A 20,664-nucleotide genomic window follows, 5' to 3' on the forward strand; every position below is an offset into this window, starting at 1 on the left:
GAACCACCATGACGAACTTCACCAATTTCCGCTTCGAGGTCGATGCCGACGGGATTGCGGTCGCCACCTGGGACATGCCCGGCCGCTCCATGAACGTGATCACCCCCGAGGTGATGGGCGAACTGGAGCAGATCATCGACGCGGTCGCCGGCGACGAGGCGATCAAGGGCTGCGTCATCACCTCCGGCAAGGAGGCTTTCTCCGGCGGGGCCGATCTCACCATGCTCCAGGGGCTCGGCGCCGAATATGCGCGGCTTGCGAAGGAAAAGGGCGAAGAGGCTGCGATGCAGTTCTTCTTCGAGGAATCGCGCCGGCTCTCGCTGCTCTACCGCCGCCTCGAGACCAGCGGCAAGCCGTTTGCCGCGGCCGTGCACGGCGTCTGCCTCGGCGGCGCCTTCGAGCTGGCGCTCGCCTGCCATTTCCGCGTGCTCTCGGATGTGGATTCGACCCGCGTCGGCCTGCCCGAGGTGAAGGTCGGACTCTTCCCCGGCGCCGGCGGCACGCAGCGCGTGGCGCGCCTGATGCAGACGGGCGATGCCCTGCAGATGCTGTTCAAGGGTGAGCAGATCCGCCCGCTGATGGCCCGCAACATGGGCCTCGTCCATGCGGTCGCGCCCCGCGACGCCATCGTCGAGACCGCCAAGGACTGGATCAGGAACGGCGGTTCCGCCGTCGCACCGTGGGACCAGAAGGGCTACAAGCTGCCGTCGAACAAGGTCTTTTCCGCCGCCGGCATGCAGATCTGGCCTCCGGCGAACGCCATCTACCGGCGCGAGACCCAGGACAATTACCCGGCGATCCGCGCGATCCTGGAATCGGTCTATCAGGGGCTGCAGCTTCCGATGGACCTCGCCCTGAAGGTGGAGTCGCGCTGGTTCGCCAAGATCCTGCGTTCGAAGGAGGCGGCCGCGATGATCCGCACGCTCTTCATCTCCATGCAGGATCTCAACAAGGGCGCGCGCCGTCCGAAGGACGTGCCGCCGACGAATCTGAAGAAGGTCGGCGTCGTCGGAGCAGGCTTCATGGGCGCGAGCGTCGCCTACGTCACGGCCAATGCGGGCCTCGACGTGGTGCTCGTCGACCGCGACATGGAATCGGCCGAGAAGGGCAAGGCCCATTCGCACAAGCTCATGAGCGACCAGATCATGAAGGGCCGCGCCAAGACGGCGGACCGCGATGCGCTGCTCTCCCGCATCACGCCGTCCGCCGATTATGGTGATCTCAACGATTGCGATCTCGTCATCGAGGCCGTGTTCGAGGATCCCAAGGTCAAGGCCGAGGTGATCCAGAAGGTCGAGGCCGCGATCCGCCCGGACTGCGTCTTCGCGTCGAACACCTCGACCCTGCCGATCACGGGTCTGGCCCAGCAGTCGAAGAAGCCCGGCCAGTTCATCGGCATCCACTTCTTCTCGCCGGTCGAGAAGATGATGCTGGTCGAGATCATCATGGGCAAGGAGACCGGCGATACGGCGCTCGCCACGGCGCTCGACTACGTGCGGCTGATCAAGAAGACGCCGATCGTCGTCAACGACTCGCGCGGCTTCTTCGCAAACCGATGCGTGCTCGCCTACATCCTCGAGGGACACCTCATGTTCACCGAGGGCCTGCCGTCCGCGATGATCGAGCAGGCAGGCAGGCAGGCCGGGATGCCGGTCGGGCCGCTCTCGCTCAACGACGAGGTCGGGGTTGATCTCGGCCTCAAGATCCTGCGCGCCACCAAGGCCCAGTTGGGCGAAGCCGCCATCGTGCCGGAGCAGGAGGACCTGCTCACCACGCTTGTGGAGAAAGAGGGGCGCCTCGGCCGCAAGAACCGCAAGGGCTTCTACGATTATCCGGAAGGCGGGCAGAAGCGCCTGTGGCCCGGCCTGAAGGATCTGCAGACCAAGCACGTCGAGCCCGAGTTCGCCGACATGCAGGAATTGAAGCAGCGCCTGCTCGTCACCCAGGCCCTGGAAGCGGCCCGCACCTTCGAGGAGGGCGTGATCACCGATCCGCGCGAGGCGGATGTGGGGTCGATCCTCGGCTTCGGCTTCGCCCCCTATACCGGCGGCGCGCTCTCCTACATCGACTTCATGGGCGCAAAGGCCTTCGTGGCCTTGTGCCAGAGCCTGCAGTCCAAGAACGGCGACCGCTTCGCGCCGCCGAAGATCCTCCTCGACATGGCCGCCTCGGGCGACACGTTCTACGGCCGCGCCGCAGGAACGAAGAAGGCGGCTTGATCGTCTCCCGCGTCTTGTCATCACCGGCCCTGTGCCGGTGATCCCGATCCGAGAAGCACCGCGCCTCGACTCAGCGGGATGGCCGGGACACGCCCGGCCATGACGGGGAGGGGCCCCGGCGAAATCTTGACCGATGTCCCACTGCGTCCCATGACTCGGAGGGTGTGAAGACACGGAGGGGCCTCCCCATGAAGCCGCACTATGCCATGATGGCGGGCTACAATGCGTGGTGCAACGAGCGCATCTACGATGTTGCCGCGCACTTGTCCGATGCGGACTACCGCGCCGACCGCGGGGCGTTCTTCAAGTCGGTGCACGGCACGCTGAACCATCTCCTCGCCACCGACCGCATCTGGCTGAAGCGCTTTTCCGGCCAGGGGGAGGCGCCGAACCGGCTCGACGCGATCCTGTTCGAGGATTTCTCAGCGCTTCGCGAGGCGCGCCAGAGGGAGGATGCGCGGATCGTCGCTTATGTTGACGGCCTGTCCGACGCCGATCTTGCCGGACGCATCCGCTATCGGACGATCACGAACCCGGTCGAGGTCGAGCAGCCGCTGGCGCCGGCGCTCGCTCACTTCTTCAATCATCAGACCCATCACCGCGGACAGGTCCATGGCCTGCTCACGGGCTTCGGCCTCGAGGCTCCCTCCCTCGACCTGATCCTGTTTCAACGCCAGACGGGCATGGGCTTGGCATGATGGGCCTGGCATGAATCTGTGGCTGCGCGTCCTTCACCTCATCGTCATGTCGCTCTTCCGAAGGAAGCTCGATCCGGCGCGGGACGTGTCGCGCCTGGGATTCCGGGTGTGGCTGCATGATCTGGATACGTCTCTGCATATGAACAACGGGCGCTACTGGACGCTCATGGATCTCGGGCGAACCGACATCATGATCCGGTCCGGCCTGTGGCGCCCCATCCTCAGGCACGGCTGGGTGCCCGTCGTGGGAGCGGGACAGATCCGCTTCCGGCGGGAGCTGAGGCCCTTTCGCGCCTTCACGCTGGAGACCCGCATCCTGACTTGGTCGGTCAGCCATGTGGTGATGGAGCACCGGCTGATCTCGAAAGCCAGGGACGGCCGCCCCGTGCTCAACGCCATCGCTCTCGTGCGGGCGGGGCTCTATGACCGCAAGGAGCGTCGCTTCGTTCCCATGGAGCGCCTGCTCGGCGAGATCGGGGTCGATGCGCAGGCGCCGGCGGCCGCCCCCGAAGTCGAGGCTTTCCTGGCGGCCGAAGAGACGTTGAAGAGCGCCGCCTGATGGTCCAAGGTGGGGCCGACGCCGTTCCGGCCTGCGAAAACCCCGAATCGGACCCATGCCCCGCATCATCGACTATTACTTCTCCCTCGTGAGCCCCTGGGCCTATATCGGCCATGCGCCCTTCATGGAGATCGCGCAGAAGCACGGCGTCGAGGTCAACTACAAGCCCGTCTTCCTGGGCCGCGTCTTCTCGGAAACTGGCGGCCTGCCCCTGGCCCAGCGCCACCCGGCGCGGCAGCGCTACCGGATCCTCGAATTGCAGCGCTGGCGTGAGAAACGCGGCCTGTCCTTCAACATCAGCCCGAAGCACTGGCCGTTCGACGTGAACCTCGCCGACCGTTTCGTCATCGCGATCACGGCGTCCGGCAAGAGCCCCGACGCCTTCCTGCGCCGGGCTTTCGCCGCCGTCTGGGAGGAGGAGCGCGACCTGTCCGATCCGCTCGTTCTCTCGGAACTGGCCGAGCAGGCGGGGCTCGACTCGTCCTCCCTCATGGACGTGGTGACCGGCAGCACCACCGAGGCGATCTATGCCCTCAACCTGGAAAACGCGGTGGCGGGCGACGTCTTCGGCTCGCCGGCCTATGTGCTCGATGGGGAAGTGTTCTGGGGCCAGGATCGGCTCGAACTGCTGGACGATGCGCTGACAAGCGGCCGCGAGCCCTACACACCGAGTTCGTGAGGCCCAGCCATGCAACCAAGGACGATCGGGCTCATCGGCGGCATGAGCTGGGAAAGCTCGGCCGAGTATTACCGCATCATCAACCAGGAGACGAACCGGCGCCTCGGCGGAGTGCACTCGGCCCAATGCCTGATGTATTCCTTCGATTTCGAGGACATCAAGCGGCTGCAGCATGACGGCGAATGGAACAGGCTCGCCGAGGCGATGAAGGAGGCCGCCCTGCGCCTGGAGCGCGGCGGAGCGGACTTCATCGTCATCTGCACCAACACGATGCACCGCCTCGCCGATGCGGTCTCGTCGGCCGTGGGCCTTCCGCTGCTTCACATCGCCGATCCCACGGCCGCGAAGATTAAGGCGGCGGGCTTGGAACGCATCGGCCTCCTGGGCACGGCCTTTACGATGGAGCAGGACTTCTACAAGGGCCGCCTGCAGCAGCATCATGGGCTCGACGTGATCGTCCCGGAAGAGGACGACCGGCGGATCGTGCACGAGATCATCTACAAGGAGCTCGTGCTCGGGACGGTCAGGCCGGAGTCGCGGCAGGCCTACCGAGAGATCATCGCGCGCCTGATCGAACACGGCGCACAGGGGATCATCCTCGGATGCACCGAGATCATGCTGCTGGTCTCGGATGCGGACAGCGCCGTTCCGTTGTTCGACACGACGACACTCCATGCGCTCGCGGCTGTGGATCGGGCATTGCAGGCGGAATGACGCCTTTCTCGTGACCTCTCCCACGTCATGGCCGTCCCCCCGACTTGATCCGGGGATCAGTCCCGGCCATCCCGACTTTCTGAAGCTCAGCGCTCTTGGAATCGGGATCACCGACACAAGGCCGGTGATGACGGAGTGCCGGTTCCTACTCCGCCGCCACCTTCGTGGCCCGCCACTGGGTCAGCAGGGCCCGCAAGGCCGCCGGCTTCAGGGGCTTGTTGAGCACATGGATGTTCATGGCCGCCGCGGCGTCGCGAACGACTGGCGTGCGGTCCGCGGTCACGAGCACGGCCGGCGTGTCGACCTGGGTCTTCCAGCGCAGGGCCTTGATCAGCTCAAGGCCGTCCGTCTCGTCGAGGTGATAATCCGCGATGATCACCTCCGGCAAGGCCTTATGCGTTCTGAGCGCCTGATGGGCGCTCTCCAGGTCCGACGCCGTCCAGGTGTCGCAGCCCCAGCCCGAGAGAAGCAGGCGCATGCCTTCGAGGATTGCCGGTTCGTTGTCGATCACGAGGACGCGCAGGCCTGACAGCATCGTCGCAGCCGGCTTCGGCGGCTCGGGCGTGGCGGCCGTCGCCGGAAGAGCCGCCACCACAGGCACCTCGACCCGGAACACGGATCCGCGTCCGACCTCCGAATTCAGCGTGATCGGATGTTTGAGCACGCGCCCGATGCGCTCGACGATGGACAGGCCGAGGCCCAAGCCCCGCGCGGCCTTCATGCCCTGATCGAGGCGCTGGAACTCGCGGAAGACGATGCGCTGCTTCGAGGGCGGAATGCCGAGACCCGTGTCCCACACCTCGAGCACGATATGGCCGCCGCGACGGCGCCCACCGACGATCACGCGGCCCGACGGCGTGTACTTGATCGCGTTGGAGATCAGGTTCTGCAGCAGGCGGCGCATCAAGCGCCGGTCGGATCGCACCGTCAGCGAGGAGGGCACGAAGGTGAGCTTGAGGCCCTTGTTGCGCGCCACGGGCTCGAACTCGCGCTGGAGCTGGCGGAACAGCTCGTCGATGCGGAAGCTCGACCATTGCGGCTTCATCGCGCCGGTGTCGAGGCGCGAGATGTCGAGGATGGCTGTCAGGATTTCCTCGACCGCGTCGAGGGAGGCGTCGATGTTCTCGGCGAGCGTCCCGTCGCCTGCTTCGCGGTCCCGCTCCACCAGGGAGACCGCATAGAGGCGCGCCGCATTGAGCGGCTGCAGGATGTCGTGCGAGGCGGCGGCGAGAAAGCGCGTCTTCGAGATGTTCGCCTCGTCGGCTTCGGCCTTGGCGCTGCGCAGGGCTTCGTTGAGGCGCGTCAGCTCTTCGGTTCGCTCGCGCACGCGCTGTTCCAGGGTCTCGTTCGCCCGGCGGCTCGCCTCCTCGGCCAGAACCGTTTCGGTCACGTCCGTGTAGGTGGTCACGTGGCCGCCGTCGGGAAGCAGGTTCGACCGGATCTCGATCACCTTGCCGGACGGATAGAGCCTGAGGCGCACGGGCTCCACATCGTGCCGGAACGAGTGCAGGCGCGCGGCCACCAGCTCGTCGATCTTGCCCGGTCCATAGGATCCGCGCGAGGCGTTGTAGTGCACGATGCGCTCCATGCTGATCCCTACATGCACGAAGTTGGGGGGCATGTCGTAGAGATCGATGAAGGCTTGGTTCCAGGCGAGCAGGCGCAGATCGCTGTCGAGCACGGTGATGCCCTGCTTGGCGTAGTTGAGCGCATGCTGGAGCAGGTCGCGGCTGTGCTGGATGGCCGCGGACGCATCGTCGAGCAGCTTGAGAGCGGCTTCCGTGGAAACGGTGCGGCGGCGCAGGAGCAGCGACAGCGCGAGGCGCGAGGACGCCGTGCCGATGGCCGATGCCAGGAGGTGCTCCGCGTAGCGCAGGAGATGGACATCGGCTTCGGCCCGCGGGTCGAGGTTCTGTCCGCGGCTATGGGTGAATCCTTCGAAAGATCGGTTCGTCCGCTCCTCGCCGAGGTAGCGGGCGACGGTGGCGCGCAGTTCGCCGACCGTGACGCTGGCGCGGAACAGGCGGAAGCTCGGGGCCGCCGAGGCGGCGGCTTCGCCCATGAACAGATCGGCCTGGATCTGCTCCATGGCGGTCACCGGCCGCCACAGGGAGAAGCCGATATAGCACAGGATGTTGAGCGTCAGGCTCCAGACCACGCCATGGGTCAGCTGGGGCAGGTCGACGCCGAACAGGGCGGTCGGTTTGAGGGCCGTGATGCCGAATGGACCGGTGACGACCACGTCGGACCAGAACACCCCGTCCCAGACGAGGCTCGGCAGGAGAAGCGTGTAGGCCCAGGTGAGAAAGCCGACCACGAGCCCGATGCTGGCCCCGAACGCCGTGCCGCGCGACCAGATGAGACCGCCGAGAAAGGCAGGCGCGACCTGCGCGATGGCCGCGAAGGAAAGAAGCCCGATGGCGGCAAGCGCCGCTTCGCCGGAGGCGCGGTAATAGGCATAGCCCAGGAGAATGACGACGACGATCGAGATGCGCCGCACGCCGATCACGAAATTGCCGGGATCGATTCCCGCAAAGGCGCGCCGCCGCAGGACGATGGGCATGACGAGGTGGTTGGAGATCATCACCGCCACGGCGACGGAGTCTACGATCACCATTGCTGTGGCGGCCGAGAATCCGCCCAGGAAGGCAATGACCGCGACGGTACCCGCCCCGTCGGCGAGCGGCAACGCCAGCAGGGTCATGTCCCGGTCGACCGCGCCCTCCGGAAACGACGCAAGGCCTGCGAGCGCGATCGGGATTACGAAGAGATTGATGAGGAGCAGATAGAGCGGGAACAGCCAAGCGGTCCGCTTCAGATCCGCGATGTCATGGTTCTCGACCACCGTCACGTGAAACTGGCGCGGCAGGAGGAGAGCCGCGCAGGTGGAGAGCAGGATGAGGGTGATGTAGCTGCCGAAGCCCGAGGTCCGGCTCATCAGATCCGCCGTGGTCCCCTGCGCGTGGAGGCGCTGGACGATGGCATCGTAGCCGTCGAACATCACGAACGTGATGTATCCGCCGACGATCAGGAAGGCGATGAGCTTGACCAGGGATTCCAGGGAGATCGCCAGAAGGAGCCCGTTCTGGTGCTCCGTCGCATCCGTGTGGCGGGTGCCGAACGCGACCGCAAACCCCGCCAATACGAGCGCCACCACGAAGGCGAGATCACCGATGAAGGGAAGCTGCGACGGGAACGTCTCGTTGGCCGCTCCGAGAAAGACGTCGAGCGATGACGAGACCGCCTTCAGCTGCAAGGCGATGTAAGGCACGGAGCCGACAAGGGCGATCAGGCTCACGAGGGCGGCCACCCGTTCACTCTTGCCGTAGCGGGCCGCGACGAAGTCGGCGATGGAGGAGATGTTCTGCGTCTTGGCCACCCTGACGATCCGGGCGACGAGGGGATAGCCCAAGCCGATGACGAGGATCGGCCCGATATAGATGGCCAGGAAGTCGAAGCCGGAATGGCTGGCGAGCCCGACGGATCCGAAGAAGGTCCAGGACGTGCAATAGACGGCAAGGGCGAGGGACGCGATGGTGGAGCGAGCCGGACCCTGAATGAAGCGCCGCCCGCCATAATCGCCCCAGTGGGCCACGGTGAACAGGAAGCAGAGATAAACCAGCGCCGACAGCACGACGGCCCAGGTGGCAACCATAGGCTCAACCCTCAAAAGCAAACGTCCAACAGGTTTAGCCGTTCAGGCGCACGAAAGCCATCGCAGGGCCGTCACAGGCCGCGATCCCATTCCGGTTCCGGCCCGAAACGCGCGGCCAGGAACGCCACGAAGGCGCGGACCTTGGCCGGAGCTTGCCGGCCCGAAGGCAGGACGGCATGGATGGCGGGCTCGTAGGTCGGGTAGTCGCGCAGGACCGGGACGAGATCGCCAGCCCGCAGGCTGTCGCCGACGATGAAGGTGGGCTGATAGATCAGCCCCTGTCCGGCAACCGCGGCGGCCAGGAGGGCATCGCCGTTGTTGGCCCGGAGGTTGCCCTGGATGGGCACGACCATGGCGCCGTCTGTGCCGAAGGTCCATCGGTTCGCCCCGATGGCGCTCGGCAGGGTGTAGCCGAGGCAATTGTGCCGGGCGAGATCATCCAGGGTCCGCAGGGTTCCGTGCGCCTCCAGATAAGCCGGGGATGCGCACACGATGGTCCGGCAGGGGGCGAGCCGCCGGGCAACGAGGCTCGAATCCTTCAATCGGCCGATCCGGACCGCCAGATCCCAGCCTTCCTCCATGAGGTCGACATAGCGGTCGGCCAGTCCGAGGTCGAACGAGACCGCAGGGTAAAGCCGGCTGAACTCGGCGAGAGCCGGAACGACCTGGCGGAAACCGAAGGTGAGGGGGACGTTGAGCCGCAGCGTCCCCCGGGGCTCGACGCGATCGAGACTGGCCGAGGCTTCCGCTTCCTCAATCTCGGCCAGGATGCGCTCGCAGGCGGCGAGATAGCTCCGTCCCGCTTCGGTCAGCGCCAGCTTGCGCGTGGACCGGTGCAGCAGCTTCACGCCGAGCCGGTCCTCCAGCGCGGCCACATGCTTGGTCACCATGGTCTGGGACAGGTGGAGCGACCGTGCCGCCGCCGAGAAGCTGCCGAGCGTCGCGACACGGACGAAGACCTGCATGCCGGTCACACGGTCGAGCATGGATCGATCTCACTCTGCGGGTGTGAAGTATAATTCTGATACTTGGATTATCACATCAGTGGTTTGAGATCATATGGGAAGACCGATTTCAGGAGATCTCAATGATCGATACCCGCACCGCTCCCTACGCCGCCCTCATTCTGCGCATCACGCTCGGCGTCCTGTTCCTGGCCCATGCCGGCCTCAAGGTCTTCGTGTTCACGCCGGCCGGCGCGGCGCAGTTCTTCGGCAGCCTCGGGCTCCCTCCGGCCCTGGCCTACCTGACCATCGCGGCCGAAACGGCCGGCGGGATCGCCCTCATCCTCGGGTTCTTCACCCGCTGGGTCGCTCTGGCTCTGATCCCGGTGCTTCTCGGCGCCATCGCGTTCGTGCACGGCCCGGCCGGGTTCTTCTTCAACAACCCGAAGGGCGGCTGGGAGTACCTGGCATTCTGGATCGTTGCTCTCGTGGCCCAGGCCCTTCTCGGAGACGGCGCCCTTGCGGTGCGGGCTGGTTCGGCGAAGACTGCTCCCGCATTGTCCACCCGTTCGGCCTGAGGCTCGCTCCATGATCAAGCCCATTCCCCATGATGCCACCGGGCAGCCGGTGGCCCGGCCCATCGATCCCGGCGTCAGGATCGGCCATGTCCACCTGAAGGTGGCCGATCTGGACCGAGCGCTTGCCTTCTATTGCGGCGTGCTCGGCTTCGAGCTGATCCAGCGCTACGGCACCCAGGCGGCCTTCGTGTCGGCCGGGGGCTACCATCACCACATCGGTCTCAATACCTGGGAGAGCAAGGGCGGTTCCCCGCCGCCTCCCGGCACCACCGGTCTCTACCATGTGGCCATCCTCTACCCGACGCGGGCCGCCCTCGCCGACGCGCTCTATCGGTTGGTCGAGACCGGCATTCCGCTGCAGGGCGCGAGCGATCACGGGGTCAGCGAGGCGCTCTACCTGAGCGATCCCGACGGCAACGGCATCGAACTCTATGTCGACCGGCCGCAGGAGCAATGGCCGCGAACGGCCGAGGGCGAACTTGCGATGGTCACCCAGCGCCTTGATCTGCAGGATCTCCTGGCCGCCCGGGAAGCTTGACGAAATTCCCAGATCGGGCAGCTTTAGCCAGGGGGCAGCAGAGAGGTCCGGTCATGTGGAATGAATTCAAGCAGTTCGCCCTGCGGGGGAACGTGGTCGATCTCGCCATCGGCATCATCATCGGTGCCGCGTTCGGCAGGATCGTGGATTCCCTTGTGGGCGATGTCTTCATGCCGATCATCGGGGCCATCACCGGCGGCCTCGATTTCTCGAACTACTTCACGGCCCTGTCGGGCAACGTCACGGCGGGGTCGCTCGACGAAGCCAAGAAGCAGGGGGCGGTGCTCGGCTGGGGCAACTTCATCACGGTCGCCATCAACTTCGTCATCATCGCCTGGATCCTCTTCCTCCTGGTCAAGGGCATGAACCGCCTCCGCCGTGCGGAAGATGCCAAGACGGGCACGGCCGAGAAGCCTCCGGAAATCCCGGCCGACGTGAAGCTGCTGACGGAAATCCGCGACCTCCTGAAGACCGGGCGGACGAGCTGAGATCGATCACAGGTTTCGATCGGACCCTTCGTCTTTCGTGATGAGACCCATTCCGGACTTGCCTTGAGCGGGCGAACGGGCCATGCCTGATCGCCCGTCTCCGAGGAACTTCCCCATGAACGCGTCCGTCTCGATTCCGTCCGTTCTCAACCTGCGCCCCGAGGCGGAAAAGGCGCCGACGAGCGGCATCGTGGACGTGTTCACCTACGGTCGCCAGAAGCCCGGCATCATCCCGCTCTGGGTGGGCGAGGGTGACCTGCCGACCCCGTCCTTCATCTGCGATGCGGCTGCCCAGTCGCTTGCCAAAGGCGAAACCTTCTACACCTACCAGCGCGGCATTCCCGAACTGCGCCAGGCCATCGCCACCTACCACGAACATGTTTACGCCAAACCCTTCGATCCGGAACGCTTCTTCGTGACGTCGGGCGGCATGCCGGCGATGCAGCTCGCCTTCCGCATGCTGGCAGGCAACGGCGACGAGGTGCTGGTCCCGACCCCCGCCTGGCCGAATTTCACCGGTGCGATCACCGTTGCCGGCGCGCGTCCCGTGGCCGTGCCGATGACCATCGACGCGCGCGGCTGGCATCTCGATTTCGAGCTTCTCGAGAAGGCCATCACCTCGCGGACCCGCGCCATCGTCATCAACTCGCCGTCGAACCCGACCGGATGGGTCGCAAGCCATGCGGATCTTCGCGCCGCGCTCGATCTCGCCAGGAGGCACGGCCTCTGGATCGTGGCGGACGAGATCTATGGCCGCTTCATCCACGATCCGGCGCTGACCGTCGACGGACGGGCGCCTTCCTTCCGCGATGTCATGGAAGCGGACGACAAGATCCTCTTCATCCAGACCTTTTCCAAGAACTGGGCCATGACCGGATGGCGCCTCGGCTGGCTCGAAGCCTCGCCGGCCATGGGCCAGGTGATCGAGAACCTGGTGCAGTACCAGACCTCCGGAACGCCGGTCTTCATCCAGCGCGCCGGTGTCGCGGCCATCGAGCAGGGTGAGAGCTTCCTGGCCGATCAGATCGGCAAGGCCCGCCGCGGCCGGGAGATCGTAGGGCAGCTGGCCGAGACCGGCCTCGTGGAGCTGGCCCCGCCGAGCGGCGCCTTCTATGCCTTCCTGAAGATCAAGGGTGCCACGAGCTCGAAGGATGTCGCGTTCCGTCTCATCGATGAGGCCAATGTGGGCCTCGCGCCGGGCTCCGCCTTCGGCGAGGCCGGGGAGGGCTACCTGCGTCTTTGCTATCTGCGCAAGCCCGAGGACGTGGAAGAGGCGGTCCGCCGGATCAGCGAAGCCCTCCCGAGGCTCGTCGCCTGAGGCGGAACCTGACCTAGGGCGGCGGAATCACGCCCTTCTTCAGGATGAAGCAGCCGTAGAAGCGACGCTCGCCGGTCGCCACGATCGCATAGGCCCGCTTGGCGCGCTCGTAGAACGCGAAGCGCTCGACCGATCCCATCGGCCAGGTGTCACGTCCGGCATCGCGCTGGGCCACCGCGTCGATTTCGCTCTGGGCTTCCTGCTGGATGGCCGGAAGGTCGTCGGGATTGCCGACGACTTCCATGCGTTCCGCGGGAGTGTCGACGAAGCTGTCGAGCGGCATCAGCGACAGGACGGCCCGGATGGCCCGCGGCGAGCCGATATTGTCCAACCGGACCACCCGGCCATAGGCCGTCTGGCGCGCAATGGAATCGGCGGGGAAATTGGCGTCACAGATCACCAGATCGTCCCCGTGGCCCATGGACCGGAGCACATACAGCAGGTCGGCGTTGAGCGCCGGGTCGAGTCCATGAAGCACCGTTTCCTCCGTGTCATGATTGATGGTGCAATCTCATCAGGCTTTCGGGATCTCCGCAACGCTTCCGTCGTTCCATGGCCAGACCGTGACCGCATGGCCACTGCGCACCATCGGCATTTGACCTGAGGGGCCGGGCCGTCCATTGAGCCAAACCGTGATGCGTCTTGTCCTTGCCCATGTCGCCCAGATCCTCGTTGCCGCACTTGGCGGGCTTGTCTTCTACTGGCTCGGGGTCCCGGCCGCCTGGCTGTCCGGCTCGGCGATCGCCGCCACCCTGTGGGGGTTGACCGGCTGGTCCGTGCCCCTGCCGAAGGCGCTGTCCGATGCCGCCATGCTGACCTCGGGGGCCGCCATGGGGGCGGCGGTGACGCCGGCCGCGATCGCCGCCATGGGGCGCTATCCGGGCAGTCTCATCCTGCTGGTCATCGGGGTCGTGGCGATCTCGGCCGCCTCGAGCGCGTGGCTCGTGCGCATGTCGGGCTGGCGCAAGGCCGATGCGGTGCTGGCCTCCGTTCCGGGGGCCCTCTCGACGGTCCTCGCCGTGGCGGCCGACCGGAAGGCCGAGGTGGCGTCCATCGCCATCGTGCAGAACTTCCGTCTCTTCGTGCTGATCGCCCTGCTGCCGAGCCTCGTGGTGGTGACCGGGGGCGGGGGCAATGCCGGCATGCTGGTCGGCGAGGGGCTCCCGGTTGAGAGCCCCGGCGGCATGGCCTTCATCCTGCTCGGCGGCCTCCTGCTGGGGACGGTATTCGCCCGGCTGAAGGTGGCCGCTCCGATCCTGCTCGGGGCCACCGTCGTCAGCTCGGTCAGCCACGGAACGGAATGGGTGACGGGCGTGATCCCTCCGGTGATCGCCACGGGCGGCCTCGTGCTGATCGGGCTGTTCATCGCCGAGCGGTTCCGCAACCTCCAGCGCTCGACCCTGAGAAGGGCTCTCGTGTCCGCGCTCGGCTCCTTTACGGTCGGCATGGTGGTGGCCGCCCTGTTCGCAGGTGCCGCCGCCTGGCTTGCCGGGGTCAGCTTCGCCAACGGACTCGTCGCCTTCGCGCCGGGCGGGCTTGAAGCCATGACCGTGCTAGCCCTGATCCTCGGCCTCGATCCGCTCTATGTGGGCATCCACCACCTCGTCCGGTTCCTTGGGATCGGCCTGGTCCTCCCATTCCTCATCGGCTGGCTGCAGAGAGCCCGGCCGGAAGCGGCGGAATAGGGCAACGGGTTCCGGCCTCCTGTGCGCGTCGTCGGTGTATTGCGACGGGCGAGCATGGCATCTCGGGTTCCGGGGCCTCTCAAAGGAGTCCAGATAGCCACAGGACGGATCGTCAATTCGATGCCCTCGGTGCGTTCCCGGCTCGCTGAGCCTGCACCTTCAGCCAGTTCAGGACATCGGAAACGTGCTTAGGTCGACGTTGCTCGCGGGATTGTCGAGCCGGGTTGATGGGAATGGTCGAGAGAAGCTGAGGGGCGCATCGGCCGATGATGATCCGGAAGGCCGTCGCGCTCTTGCGATCGGGTTCCGACACCCCAAGAAGCGCCTCGAAGATCGAGCGGCTGTTGAAGGGGATGAAGCAGTCGGCATAGAAATCGCGCTCTAAGAGGATCATCCCATGCCACGCGCTCATCCTGTGCTCCCAGTAGAACTGATCCCGCGGGTCCAGGATGCCGCGCGCTGCGTTGAAATCGGAATCGCGAATGAAATCGGCAAAATATTCATGCATCAATCGGTCGCTACGCAACTCCTGTAATATGGAGGCTTTGCGGGCCGAGTTGGGGATCGCGGCAAGGGCCATGTCTGTCATGGATCGAGGATTGTCCGGCAGATTATCTGCATACCATTGCCCCTTGTAGAAGAATCGGCCGATCTCCAGGAGATTGGCCGTCACGGTGAGGGCGTCGGTGTCAGCAAAATGGTCCTGCATCGGCTGTACCACCGAATGATGATGATTGTAGTAAGTCGTCCTATTGATGACACGTTTCAGATCGGGAGGAGCAACACTCGGTGTCGGCACGACGACGTGTGCAATTCCTGCGATCCGGGCCAGTTCGCTGGCAAGCTCGCAATCGACGGATGTTCTGTCTCCACGATCATACGTGTACCCGTCGAACGGGATCCCGGCCTGGAGTGCAAGGGCCAGCATCGTTCGGGAATCGAGGCCTGCGGTGATGCTCAGGGAAACGCGTCTTCCTGCTGCAATTCTCTTGAGAGCCGTTGTCACGCGCTCGCAAACGATATCCGCTGCCCTCTGAGGCGCGACCTCCCTGATGCGACCGCGCGGCCAAAAGCGGACGACCTTGCCTTTCGCGAAATCGTACAGCGTGTTGGCTGTCAGCAGGCGCGTTCTGACATAAGGCGTGTGATTTCCCGGAAAGCCGTAGCGATAGGGAAGAGTGACACGCTTGATCTCACCACCAAGGGTCTCTTCGACGAGCCGGGCGTGGGATGCGACGACGCCGCCTTCTGCCGCATAAAAGATCGTGCGCATCCCCGTGGCATCGCCAAGAACGGATGGGACGTCCTTGGGGCCGAAAATGATGACGTGCCTGCCGCAATATTGGTCGAGGGCATCATAGAACAGCGCCGTGCTCGCAAGAAGCGCACGGAGCAGGTGCTGAGCGGGAGTTTCCTCGGCGGGCCCTTCGCCGAGCGGATTATGATCAGTGTCCAGGCTTGTCGAGGACGTTTGCCCTCGATCCGTCTCGGTGCTGACGCACGTCCCCAGGATCACCACGGCAAGTTCGCCGCTTGATGCGGAATCAACGCAATTCGCAGCTTCGATGAAGAAATTGTCGAAGATCGGACCCGCCTTGAAACCTGGCGGGGGCATAGTGCCGTACCTGGAGAGGAGAAAGCCCCGTGGGTAAGCTTGAGGTTCCATAAGGAGAAGCTTCTTTAAATGTTATTCCACCTCCTTATATCTTATATAACATAACATTAATACCCTAAATATGAGGCTGGCCTCCTCTAGGTTCTCCGGTTCCTTAGACGCTCAACCGCCTCCATGCGCGGTTTGGCACTATCCCACAGGCGTTTCGTGACGGCCGCCACGAGAGCTTCGGTGAGGAGCAGGAGGCCCGCCGACGAGTCCCAGTTGGAAGGCGCCACGATATGGGCCGGCAGCACGTGCCGGGCCACACGGGCGATCGGCGAGAGCCAGGGATCGGTGAGCAGAACCACCGTCGCGCCCTGCCTGGCGGCGGTCTCGCACAGGGCCGTGACGTCTTCCTGGTAGCGTCGGATGTCGAAGGCGACGACAACGTCCTTGCGTCCGATCTCGATCATCCGGTCGCGCCAGAGCACCGGCTGCCCCTCGATGAAATCGATGTGGCTGCGCACGATGCGGAAGTGGCTCTCCGCATAGCGGGCCAGAGCGCCGGTGAAGCGCCCGCCGGTGAAATGAATGTGCCGGCGCGGATCCGACAGCAGCGCGACCACGGCTTCGAACTCGGCCGGTGCGATGTTCTCCACCGTCGCCTGCAGGTTCCCGATCACCACCTCCGCAAAGGCCGCGAGCGCCGGCGCACTCTGGCTCTTGTCGGAGGGGCTCGCCTTGGCCAAGGGGGAGAGGAGCTGAGCTTCCAACTCCTCGCGCAGGTGCTTCTGGAAGTCCGGAAAGCCACCGAATCCGAGGCGGGTGACGAAGCGTAGGACTGACGGAGCGGAAATCCCGGCCCGGGAGGCGAATTCGGCTACCGTGTCGAGGCCCGCGAACGGATAATGGCTCAGGAGAAGATGCGCAGCGCGCTTCTCGCTGGGCGTGAACGAATCCATCTCGAGACGGATGCGCTCGGCGAGGCTCGGCGGTGCGGTCAGGGGAGGGCGATGGTCGTCGCGCATACCGGATTGATTCACACCCCCTCCTTGACGGTTCTGAAAACCTGTATCAGAAATTTCATCACGAGAGAAAAGTACAAGAAACGTATCAAGCGTTCAAACGGGGATTGGCCGGCCTTCGGGCGGGTCGACGGAGAACCGCATGACGCAGGCGAGTCGGAAGACAGACGATCTGCCCCCTGCCGTAACGGCAGAAGAACCGGTTGCCATCATCGAAAACCCGAACGGGCGTTCGCCCATCCTGCTCATCTGCGAACATGCCTCCAATCACCTCCCGGCCCGCTACGGCACGCTGGGCCTCCAGCCTTCGGATCTCGAAAGCCACATCGCCTGGGATCCGGGCGCGCTCGGCGTGGCGAAGGATCTCTCACGGCTCCTCGACGCGCCGCTGATCCACGCGGGCGTCTCGCGCCTCGTGCTCGATCTCAACCGAGATCCCTCGGCGCCGGATTCGATCTGGACGCTCAGCGAACGCACCACGATCCCCGGCAATCTCGATCTCGACGAGACGGAGAGGGCAGTCCGGGTGCGGGAGGTGTATGACGCCTTTCACGGCGTGGTCGACGCCCTCGTGAAGTCCCGCACGGCCGCAGGACAGCTGGCCGCCGTCGTGTCCATTCACTCGTTCACGCCGGTCTATCGGGACGTGCCGCGCCCCTGGCAAATCGGCCTGATCTTCGATCGCGACGAGCGTTATGCGCGCAGCGTCGAAGCCGGATTGCGGCAGGACCCGACGCTCATCGTCGGCATGAACGAACCTTATTCTCCAGCGGACCGGGTGTTCCACACCCTCGAGCGACACGCCGTGAGGCGAGGCCTCCATCCGCTGATGATCGAAATCCGCAACGACCTGATCCGCGCACAAGACGGACAGGCGTCGTGGGCTCGCCGTCTGGCGCCGCTTTTGAGGGAGGGGGCACGGACGCTCTGATGACGGGCATGGCGCGGACCGTGCCGTGACCCGAACGACAGAACTTCTTGGAGGATCTACTCGATGTCAGTCGGACAAGGAAGCACCGGGGTGCATGCGCCCCCGGCCGGCGTGCAGGGTGCCGCCGGCATTACCTACACGACCGTGGATGAGAGCTATTTCGAGGCGCGGCGGCTCAAGCGCCACGCCCGCGTCTGGTCGCTTTGGGCGCTCGGCGTCGGGGCGGTGATCTCGGGCCATTATTCAGGCTGGAATCTCGGCCTCGCCAACGGCTTCGGGTCGATGTTCTTCGCCACCCTCGTCATCGCCGTCATGTATCTCGGCCTGACCTTCTCGCTGGCCGAGATGTCGCCGGCCCTGCCACACACCGGCGGCGCCTATTCGTTCGCCCGCACCTCCATGGGACCGTGGGCGGGATATGTCACGGGCATCGCGGAGAACATCGAGTTCGTTCTGACTCCGGCCGTGATCGTGTTCTTCATCGGCTCGTATCTGTCGGCGATCTTCGAGACGGCGCCGGCCTTCCAGCCCGTCTATTGGGTGCTGTGTTACGCCCTGTTCGTCGGCCTCAACATCATCGGGGTGGAACTGTCGTTCAAGGTCACGGTGACCGTGACGCTGGCCGCTCTCGCGGTGCTCGCCTTCTTCTACGTGTCGGTGCTGCTCTCCGGTCAGTTCGACTTCGCCCGCTGGGCGCTGAACATCGGCCCCGATGGTGCGGAGCTTCCCAGCGGCAACGGCCCGTTCCTGCCGAATGGCGCCCTCGGCATCCTGGCGTCCCTGCCTTTCGCCGTGTGGCTGTTCCTCGCCATCGAGCAACTGCCGCTCGCGGCCGAGGAATCGCATGACCCGCAGCGGGACATGCCCAAAGGCATCATCGCCGGCATCCTGACCCTGATCGCTTCAGCGTTCCTCGTGCTGTTCCTGAACACGGGCATCGCACCGGGCGCGGTCGGGCTCGGCAAGTCCGGCGAGCCGCTGCTCGACGGGTTCCGGACCCTGTTCGGCACCGATATCGCGAAGATCCTGGCGGCCATCGCGGTGATCGGGCTCATCGCATCCTTCCACACCATCATCTTCGCCTTCGGACGGCAGATCTACTCGCTGTCGCGGGCAGGCTACTTTCCGAGCTTCCTGTCGGTCACGCACGGAGCGCGCAAGACGCCGCATGTGGCCCTGGTGGCGGGAGCGGTGATCGGCCTTTTCGTCATGCTGGTCATCTGGTTTTCGGTCGGTGCCGAAGCCGGAGCCACGGTCATCGGCGGGACGCTGCTCAACATGGCGGTCGCGGGAGCAATGCTGGCCTATTTCATGCAAGGCATGTCCTACATCGTGCTCAAGAGGAAGTTCCCGGACTTGCATCGGCCCTATACGAGCCCCTTCGGCATCGCGGGCGCGGTGATCTGCATGGCGATCGCGGCCGTGACGCTCGTCTTCCAGCTGACCGACCCCGTGTTCCGGGCCGGCGTGACCGGCGTGGCCATCTACTATGTGGTGATGATGGCCTATTTCCTCCTGATCGGGCGCCACAAGCTCATCCTCTCGCCGGAGGAGGAATTCGCGCTCACCAAGGGTGAAAGCGGATACAAGACGCACTGACGCCACAAGGGAGCGCGCGTCGTGCGCGCTCCTCTCCTCCGCCAGGTCAAGGTTCTTCGTATGGACGCTCCCAAGATCAAGAATGCCGCGGATGCGGTAGAATATGTGCGCAGCCGCGATCTTCGCTTCGTGAAGGTCGGGGTGACCGATGTCGACGGCATCATGCGCGGCAAGTACATGGCACGCGACAAATTCGAATCAGCCCTCGAAAAGGGCTTCGGCTTTTGCGACGTGGTCCTGGGCTGGGACTCCAACGATCAGCTCTACGACAACACCAAGCTTACGGGTTGGCACACGGCCTATCCGGATGCGCCGGTTCGGGTGCTGCCGGAGACGATGCGGCTCATTCCCTTCGAGGACGATCTGCCGTTCTTTCTCGCCGAGTTCGAGGGCTATGCGGAGGAAGCCTGCCCACGTGGGGTGCTTCGGCGCGTCCTGAATCTGGCGGACGCAATGGGTTTTGCCGTGTCGGCCGCGGCCGAGTTCGAGTTCTTCCTGTTCGAGGAAACGCCGCACTCTGTAAGGGAGAAGGATTACAAGAACCTCAAGAACATTACGCCGGGATTTTTCGGATACTCCGTGCTTCGGTCAGGAGTCCATGCGGATTTCTACCATGAGCTCCTCGACCTCGCGAACAGGATGGATTTCGAGATCGAGGGACTGCATACCGAAACGGGGCCTGGTGTTCTGGAAGCAGCGATCCGCGTCGACGATGCCCTGAAGGCCGCCGACAAGGCGGCGCTGTTCAAGACCTACACCAAGATTCTGGCGCAACGCCGTGGCTGGATGGCGACCTTCATGGCGAAATGGTCGCGCGACTGGCCCGGTCAATCCGGCCATCTGCACACGTCCCTGCGCGACCTGCGGTCCGGCAAAGGCGCATTCTACGATCCGTCCGGCAAGCACACCATGTCCGAGACGATGCGCTGGTTCGTCGGCGGCCAGCAGGCGCTGATGCCCGAGCTCCTCGCCATGGTGGCCTGCACGGTCAACAGCTACACGCGGCTCATCCCGGGCTTCTGGGCACCGACCGATTCGGCCTGGGGCGTCGAGAACCGCACCACGGCGCTGCGGGTCATCCCCGGATCGGAGAAATCGCAGCGCGTGGAATACCGGGTCGCCGCCGCCGACATCAACCCGTACATTGCCCTGGCGGCGGCCATCGGGTCCGGCCTGTGGGGCATCCAGAACCGGATCGATCCCGGAGACCCCATCGAAGGCAACGCCTATGCGGTCGAGCATCCAAAGGAGCGGGCCTTGCCGCGTTCCCTCGGCGAGGCGGCCGAGCGTCTGAAGGGGTCCAAGGCGGCCCGAGAGCTTTTCGGCGACACCTTCGTCGACCATTATGCGGCCACCCGCGAATGGGAGGAGCGCGAGGCCCGCAAGGCCATCACCGACTGGCAGCTCGCCCGTTACTTCGAGATCATCTAAAAGACC

At 65.0% G+C, this 20,664-nt stretch carries 18 protein-coding genes; 13 read left to right on the forward strand and 5 right to left on the reverse strand.

The window, feature by feature from the left end; genetic code table 11:
• Positions 1 to 8: 8 nt before the first annotated feature.
• From KBI52_RS19285 to KBI52_RS19305, 5 genes are all read left to right on the forward strand, one after another.
• Positions 9 to 2,219, forward strand: coding sequence for an FAD-dependent oxidoreductase (locus KBI52_RS19285; RefSeq protein ID WP_210810577.1), 2,211 nt, complete (start codon positions 9 to 11; stop codon positions 2,217 to 2,219).
• A 188-nt stretch (positions 2,220 to 2,407) separates the two neighbouring features.
• The gene (locus KBI52_RS19290; RefSeq protein WP_210810580.1) at positions 2,408 to 2,917 is read left to right on the forward strand and encodes a DinB family protein; all 510 of its coding nucleotides are present in this window, start codon (positions 2,408 to 2,410) and stop codon (positions 2,915 to 2,917) included.
• A gap of 10 nt (positions 2,918 to 2,927) precedes the next feature.
• A complete protein-coding gene (locus tag KBI52_RS19295) occupies positions 2,928 to 3,476 on the forward strand; it encodes a thioesterase family protein (protein ID WP_210810581.1) in 549 nt (182 codons plus the stop codon).
• Between the two features lie 55 nt (positions 3,477 to 3,531).
• Positions 3,532 to 4,155, forward strand: a complete 624-nt coding sequence (locus KBI52_RS19300) for a 2-hydroxychromene-2-carboxylate isomerase (RefSeq protein ID WP_210810585.1) — start codon at positions 3,532 to 3,534, stop codon at positions 4,153 to 4,155.
• 9 nt (positions 4,156 to 4,164) lie between these two features.
• Positions 4,165 to 4,869, forward strand: coding sequence for an aspartate/glutamate racemase family protein (locus tag KBI52_RS19305; RefSeq protein WP_210810590.1), 705 nt, complete (start codon positions 4,165 to 4,167; stop codon positions 4,867 to 4,869).
• Positions 4,870 to 5,014: 145 nt separating this feature from the next.
• Here KBI52_RS19305 and KBI52_RS19310 read toward each other — a convergent pair whose 3' ends face one another.
• Positions 5,015 to 8,524, reverse strand: coding sequence for a PAS domain-containing hybrid sensor histidine kinase/response regulator (locus tag KBI52_RS19310; protein WP_210810595.1), 3,510 nt, complete (start codon positions 8,522 to 8,524; stop codon positions 5,015 to 5,017).
• 71 nt (positions 8,525 to 8,595) lie between these two features.
• Complete coding sequence (locus KBI52_RS19315; protein ID WP_210810597.1) at positions 8,596 to 9,510, reverse strand: LysR family transcriptional regulator; 915 nt, start codon at positions 9,508 to 9,510, stop codon at positions 8,596 to 8,598.
• Between the two features lie 101 nt (positions 9,511 to 9,611).
• On the opposite strand from KBI52_RS19315, the gene KBI52_RS19320 reads away from it, so the two are divergent.
• The 4 genes from KBI52_RS19320 to KBI52_RS19335 all read left to right on the forward strand — a co-directional run bounded on the left by KBI52_RS19320 (position 9,612) and on the right by KBI52_RS19335 (position 12,390).
• Positions 9,612 to 10,046, forward strand: a complete 435-nt coding sequence (locus KBI52_RS19320) for a DoxX family protein (RefSeq protein WP_173947108.1) — start codon at positions 9,612 to 9,614, stop codon at positions 10,044 to 10,046.
• A 10-nt stretch (positions 10,047 to 10,056) separates the two neighbouring features.
• Complete coding sequence (locus tag KBI52_RS19325; protein ID WP_210810599.1) at positions 10,057 to 10,584, forward strand: VOC family protein; 528 nt, start codon at positions 10,057 to 10,059, stop codon at positions 10,582 to 10,584.
• Positions 10,585 to 10,637: 53 nt separating this feature from the next.
• The gene (gene mscL / locus KBI52_RS19330; RefSeq protein ID WP_210810604.1) at positions 10,638 to 11,072 is read left to right on the forward strand and encodes a large conductance mechanosensitive channel protein MscL; all 435 of its coding nucleotides are present in this window, start codon (positions 10,638 to 10,640) and stop codon (positions 11,070 to 11,072) included.
• 115 nt (positions 11,073 to 11,187) lie between these two features.
• On the forward strand, positions 11,188 to 12,390 hold the full coding sequence (locus KBI52_RS19335; protein ID WP_210810605.1) for a pyridoxal phosphate-dependent aminotransferase: 1,203 nt from the start codon (positions 11,188 to 11,190) through the stop codon (positions 12,388 to 12,390).
• A 13-nt stretch (positions 12,391 to 12,403) separates the two neighbouring features.
• Here the strand turns inward: KBI52_RS19335 and KBI52_RS19340 are convergent, their stop codons facing one another.
• Positions 12,404 to 12,868 (reverse strand): RbsD/FucU family protein, encoded by a 465-nt coding sequence (locus tag KBI52_RS19340; protein WP_173947112.1) that lies wholly within the window; start codon positions 12,866 to 12,868, stop codon positions 12,404 to 12,406.
• Positions 12,869 to 13,025: 157 nt separating this feature from the next.
• Here KBI52_RS19340 and KBI52_RS19345 point away from each other — a divergent pair, with 157 nt between their 5' ends.
• On the forward strand, positions 13,026 to 14,075 hold the full coding sequence (locus tag KBI52_RS19345; protein WP_210810653.1) for an AbrB family transcriptional regulator: 1,050 nt from the start codon (positions 13,026 to 13,028) through the stop codon (positions 14,073 to 14,075).
• A gap of 112 nt (positions 14,076 to 14,187) precedes the next feature.
• On the opposite strand, the gene KBI52_RS19350 is transcribed toward KBI52_RS19345, so the two are convergent.
• Positions 14,188 to 15,690, reverse strand: coding sequence for a hypothetical protein (locus KBI52_RS19350; protein ID WP_210810609.1), 1,503 nt, complete (start codon positions 15,688 to 15,690; stop codon positions 14,188 to 14,190).
• 137 nt (positions 15,691 to 15,827) lie between these two features.
• Entirely contained in the window at positions 15,828 to 16,715 is an 888-nt protein-coding gene (locus KBI52_RS19355; protein WP_262265898.1) for a MurR/RpiR family transcriptional regulator, read from the reverse strand.
• A gap of 124 nt (positions 16,716 to 16,839) precedes the next feature.
• Between KBI52_RS19355 and KBI52_RS19360 the strand changes: the two genes are divergently transcribed.
• The 3 genes from KBI52_RS19360 (at position 16,840) to KBI52_RS19370 (ending at position 20,658) form a co-directional block, all read left to right on the forward strand.
• Positions 16,840 to 17,628, forward strand: coding sequence for an N-formylglutamate amidohydrolase (locus KBI52_RS19360; RefSeq protein WP_210810610.1), 789 nt, complete (start codon positions 16,840 to 16,842; stop codon positions 17,626 to 17,628).
• 63 nt (positions 17,629 to 17,691) lie between these two features.
• Positions 17,692 to 19,227, forward strand: a complete 1,536-nt coding sequence (locus KBI52_RS19365; protein ID WP_210810612.1) for an amino acid permease — start codon at positions 17,692 to 17,694, stop codon at positions 19,225 to 19,227.
• Between the two features lie 21 nt (positions 19,228 to 19,248).
• Entirely contained in the window at positions 19,249 to 20,658 is a 1,410-nt protein-coding gene (locus KBI52_RS19370) for a glutamine synthetase family protein (RefSeq protein WP_262265897.1), read from the forward strand.
• Positions 20,659 to 20,664: the final 6 nt, after the last annotated feature.

The organism is Microvirga sp. HBU67558 (assembly GCF_018069605.1).
Taxonomy (GTDB): Bacteria; Pseudomonadota; Alphaproteobacteria; order Rhizobiales; family Beijerinckiaceae; genus Microvirga; species Microvirga terrae.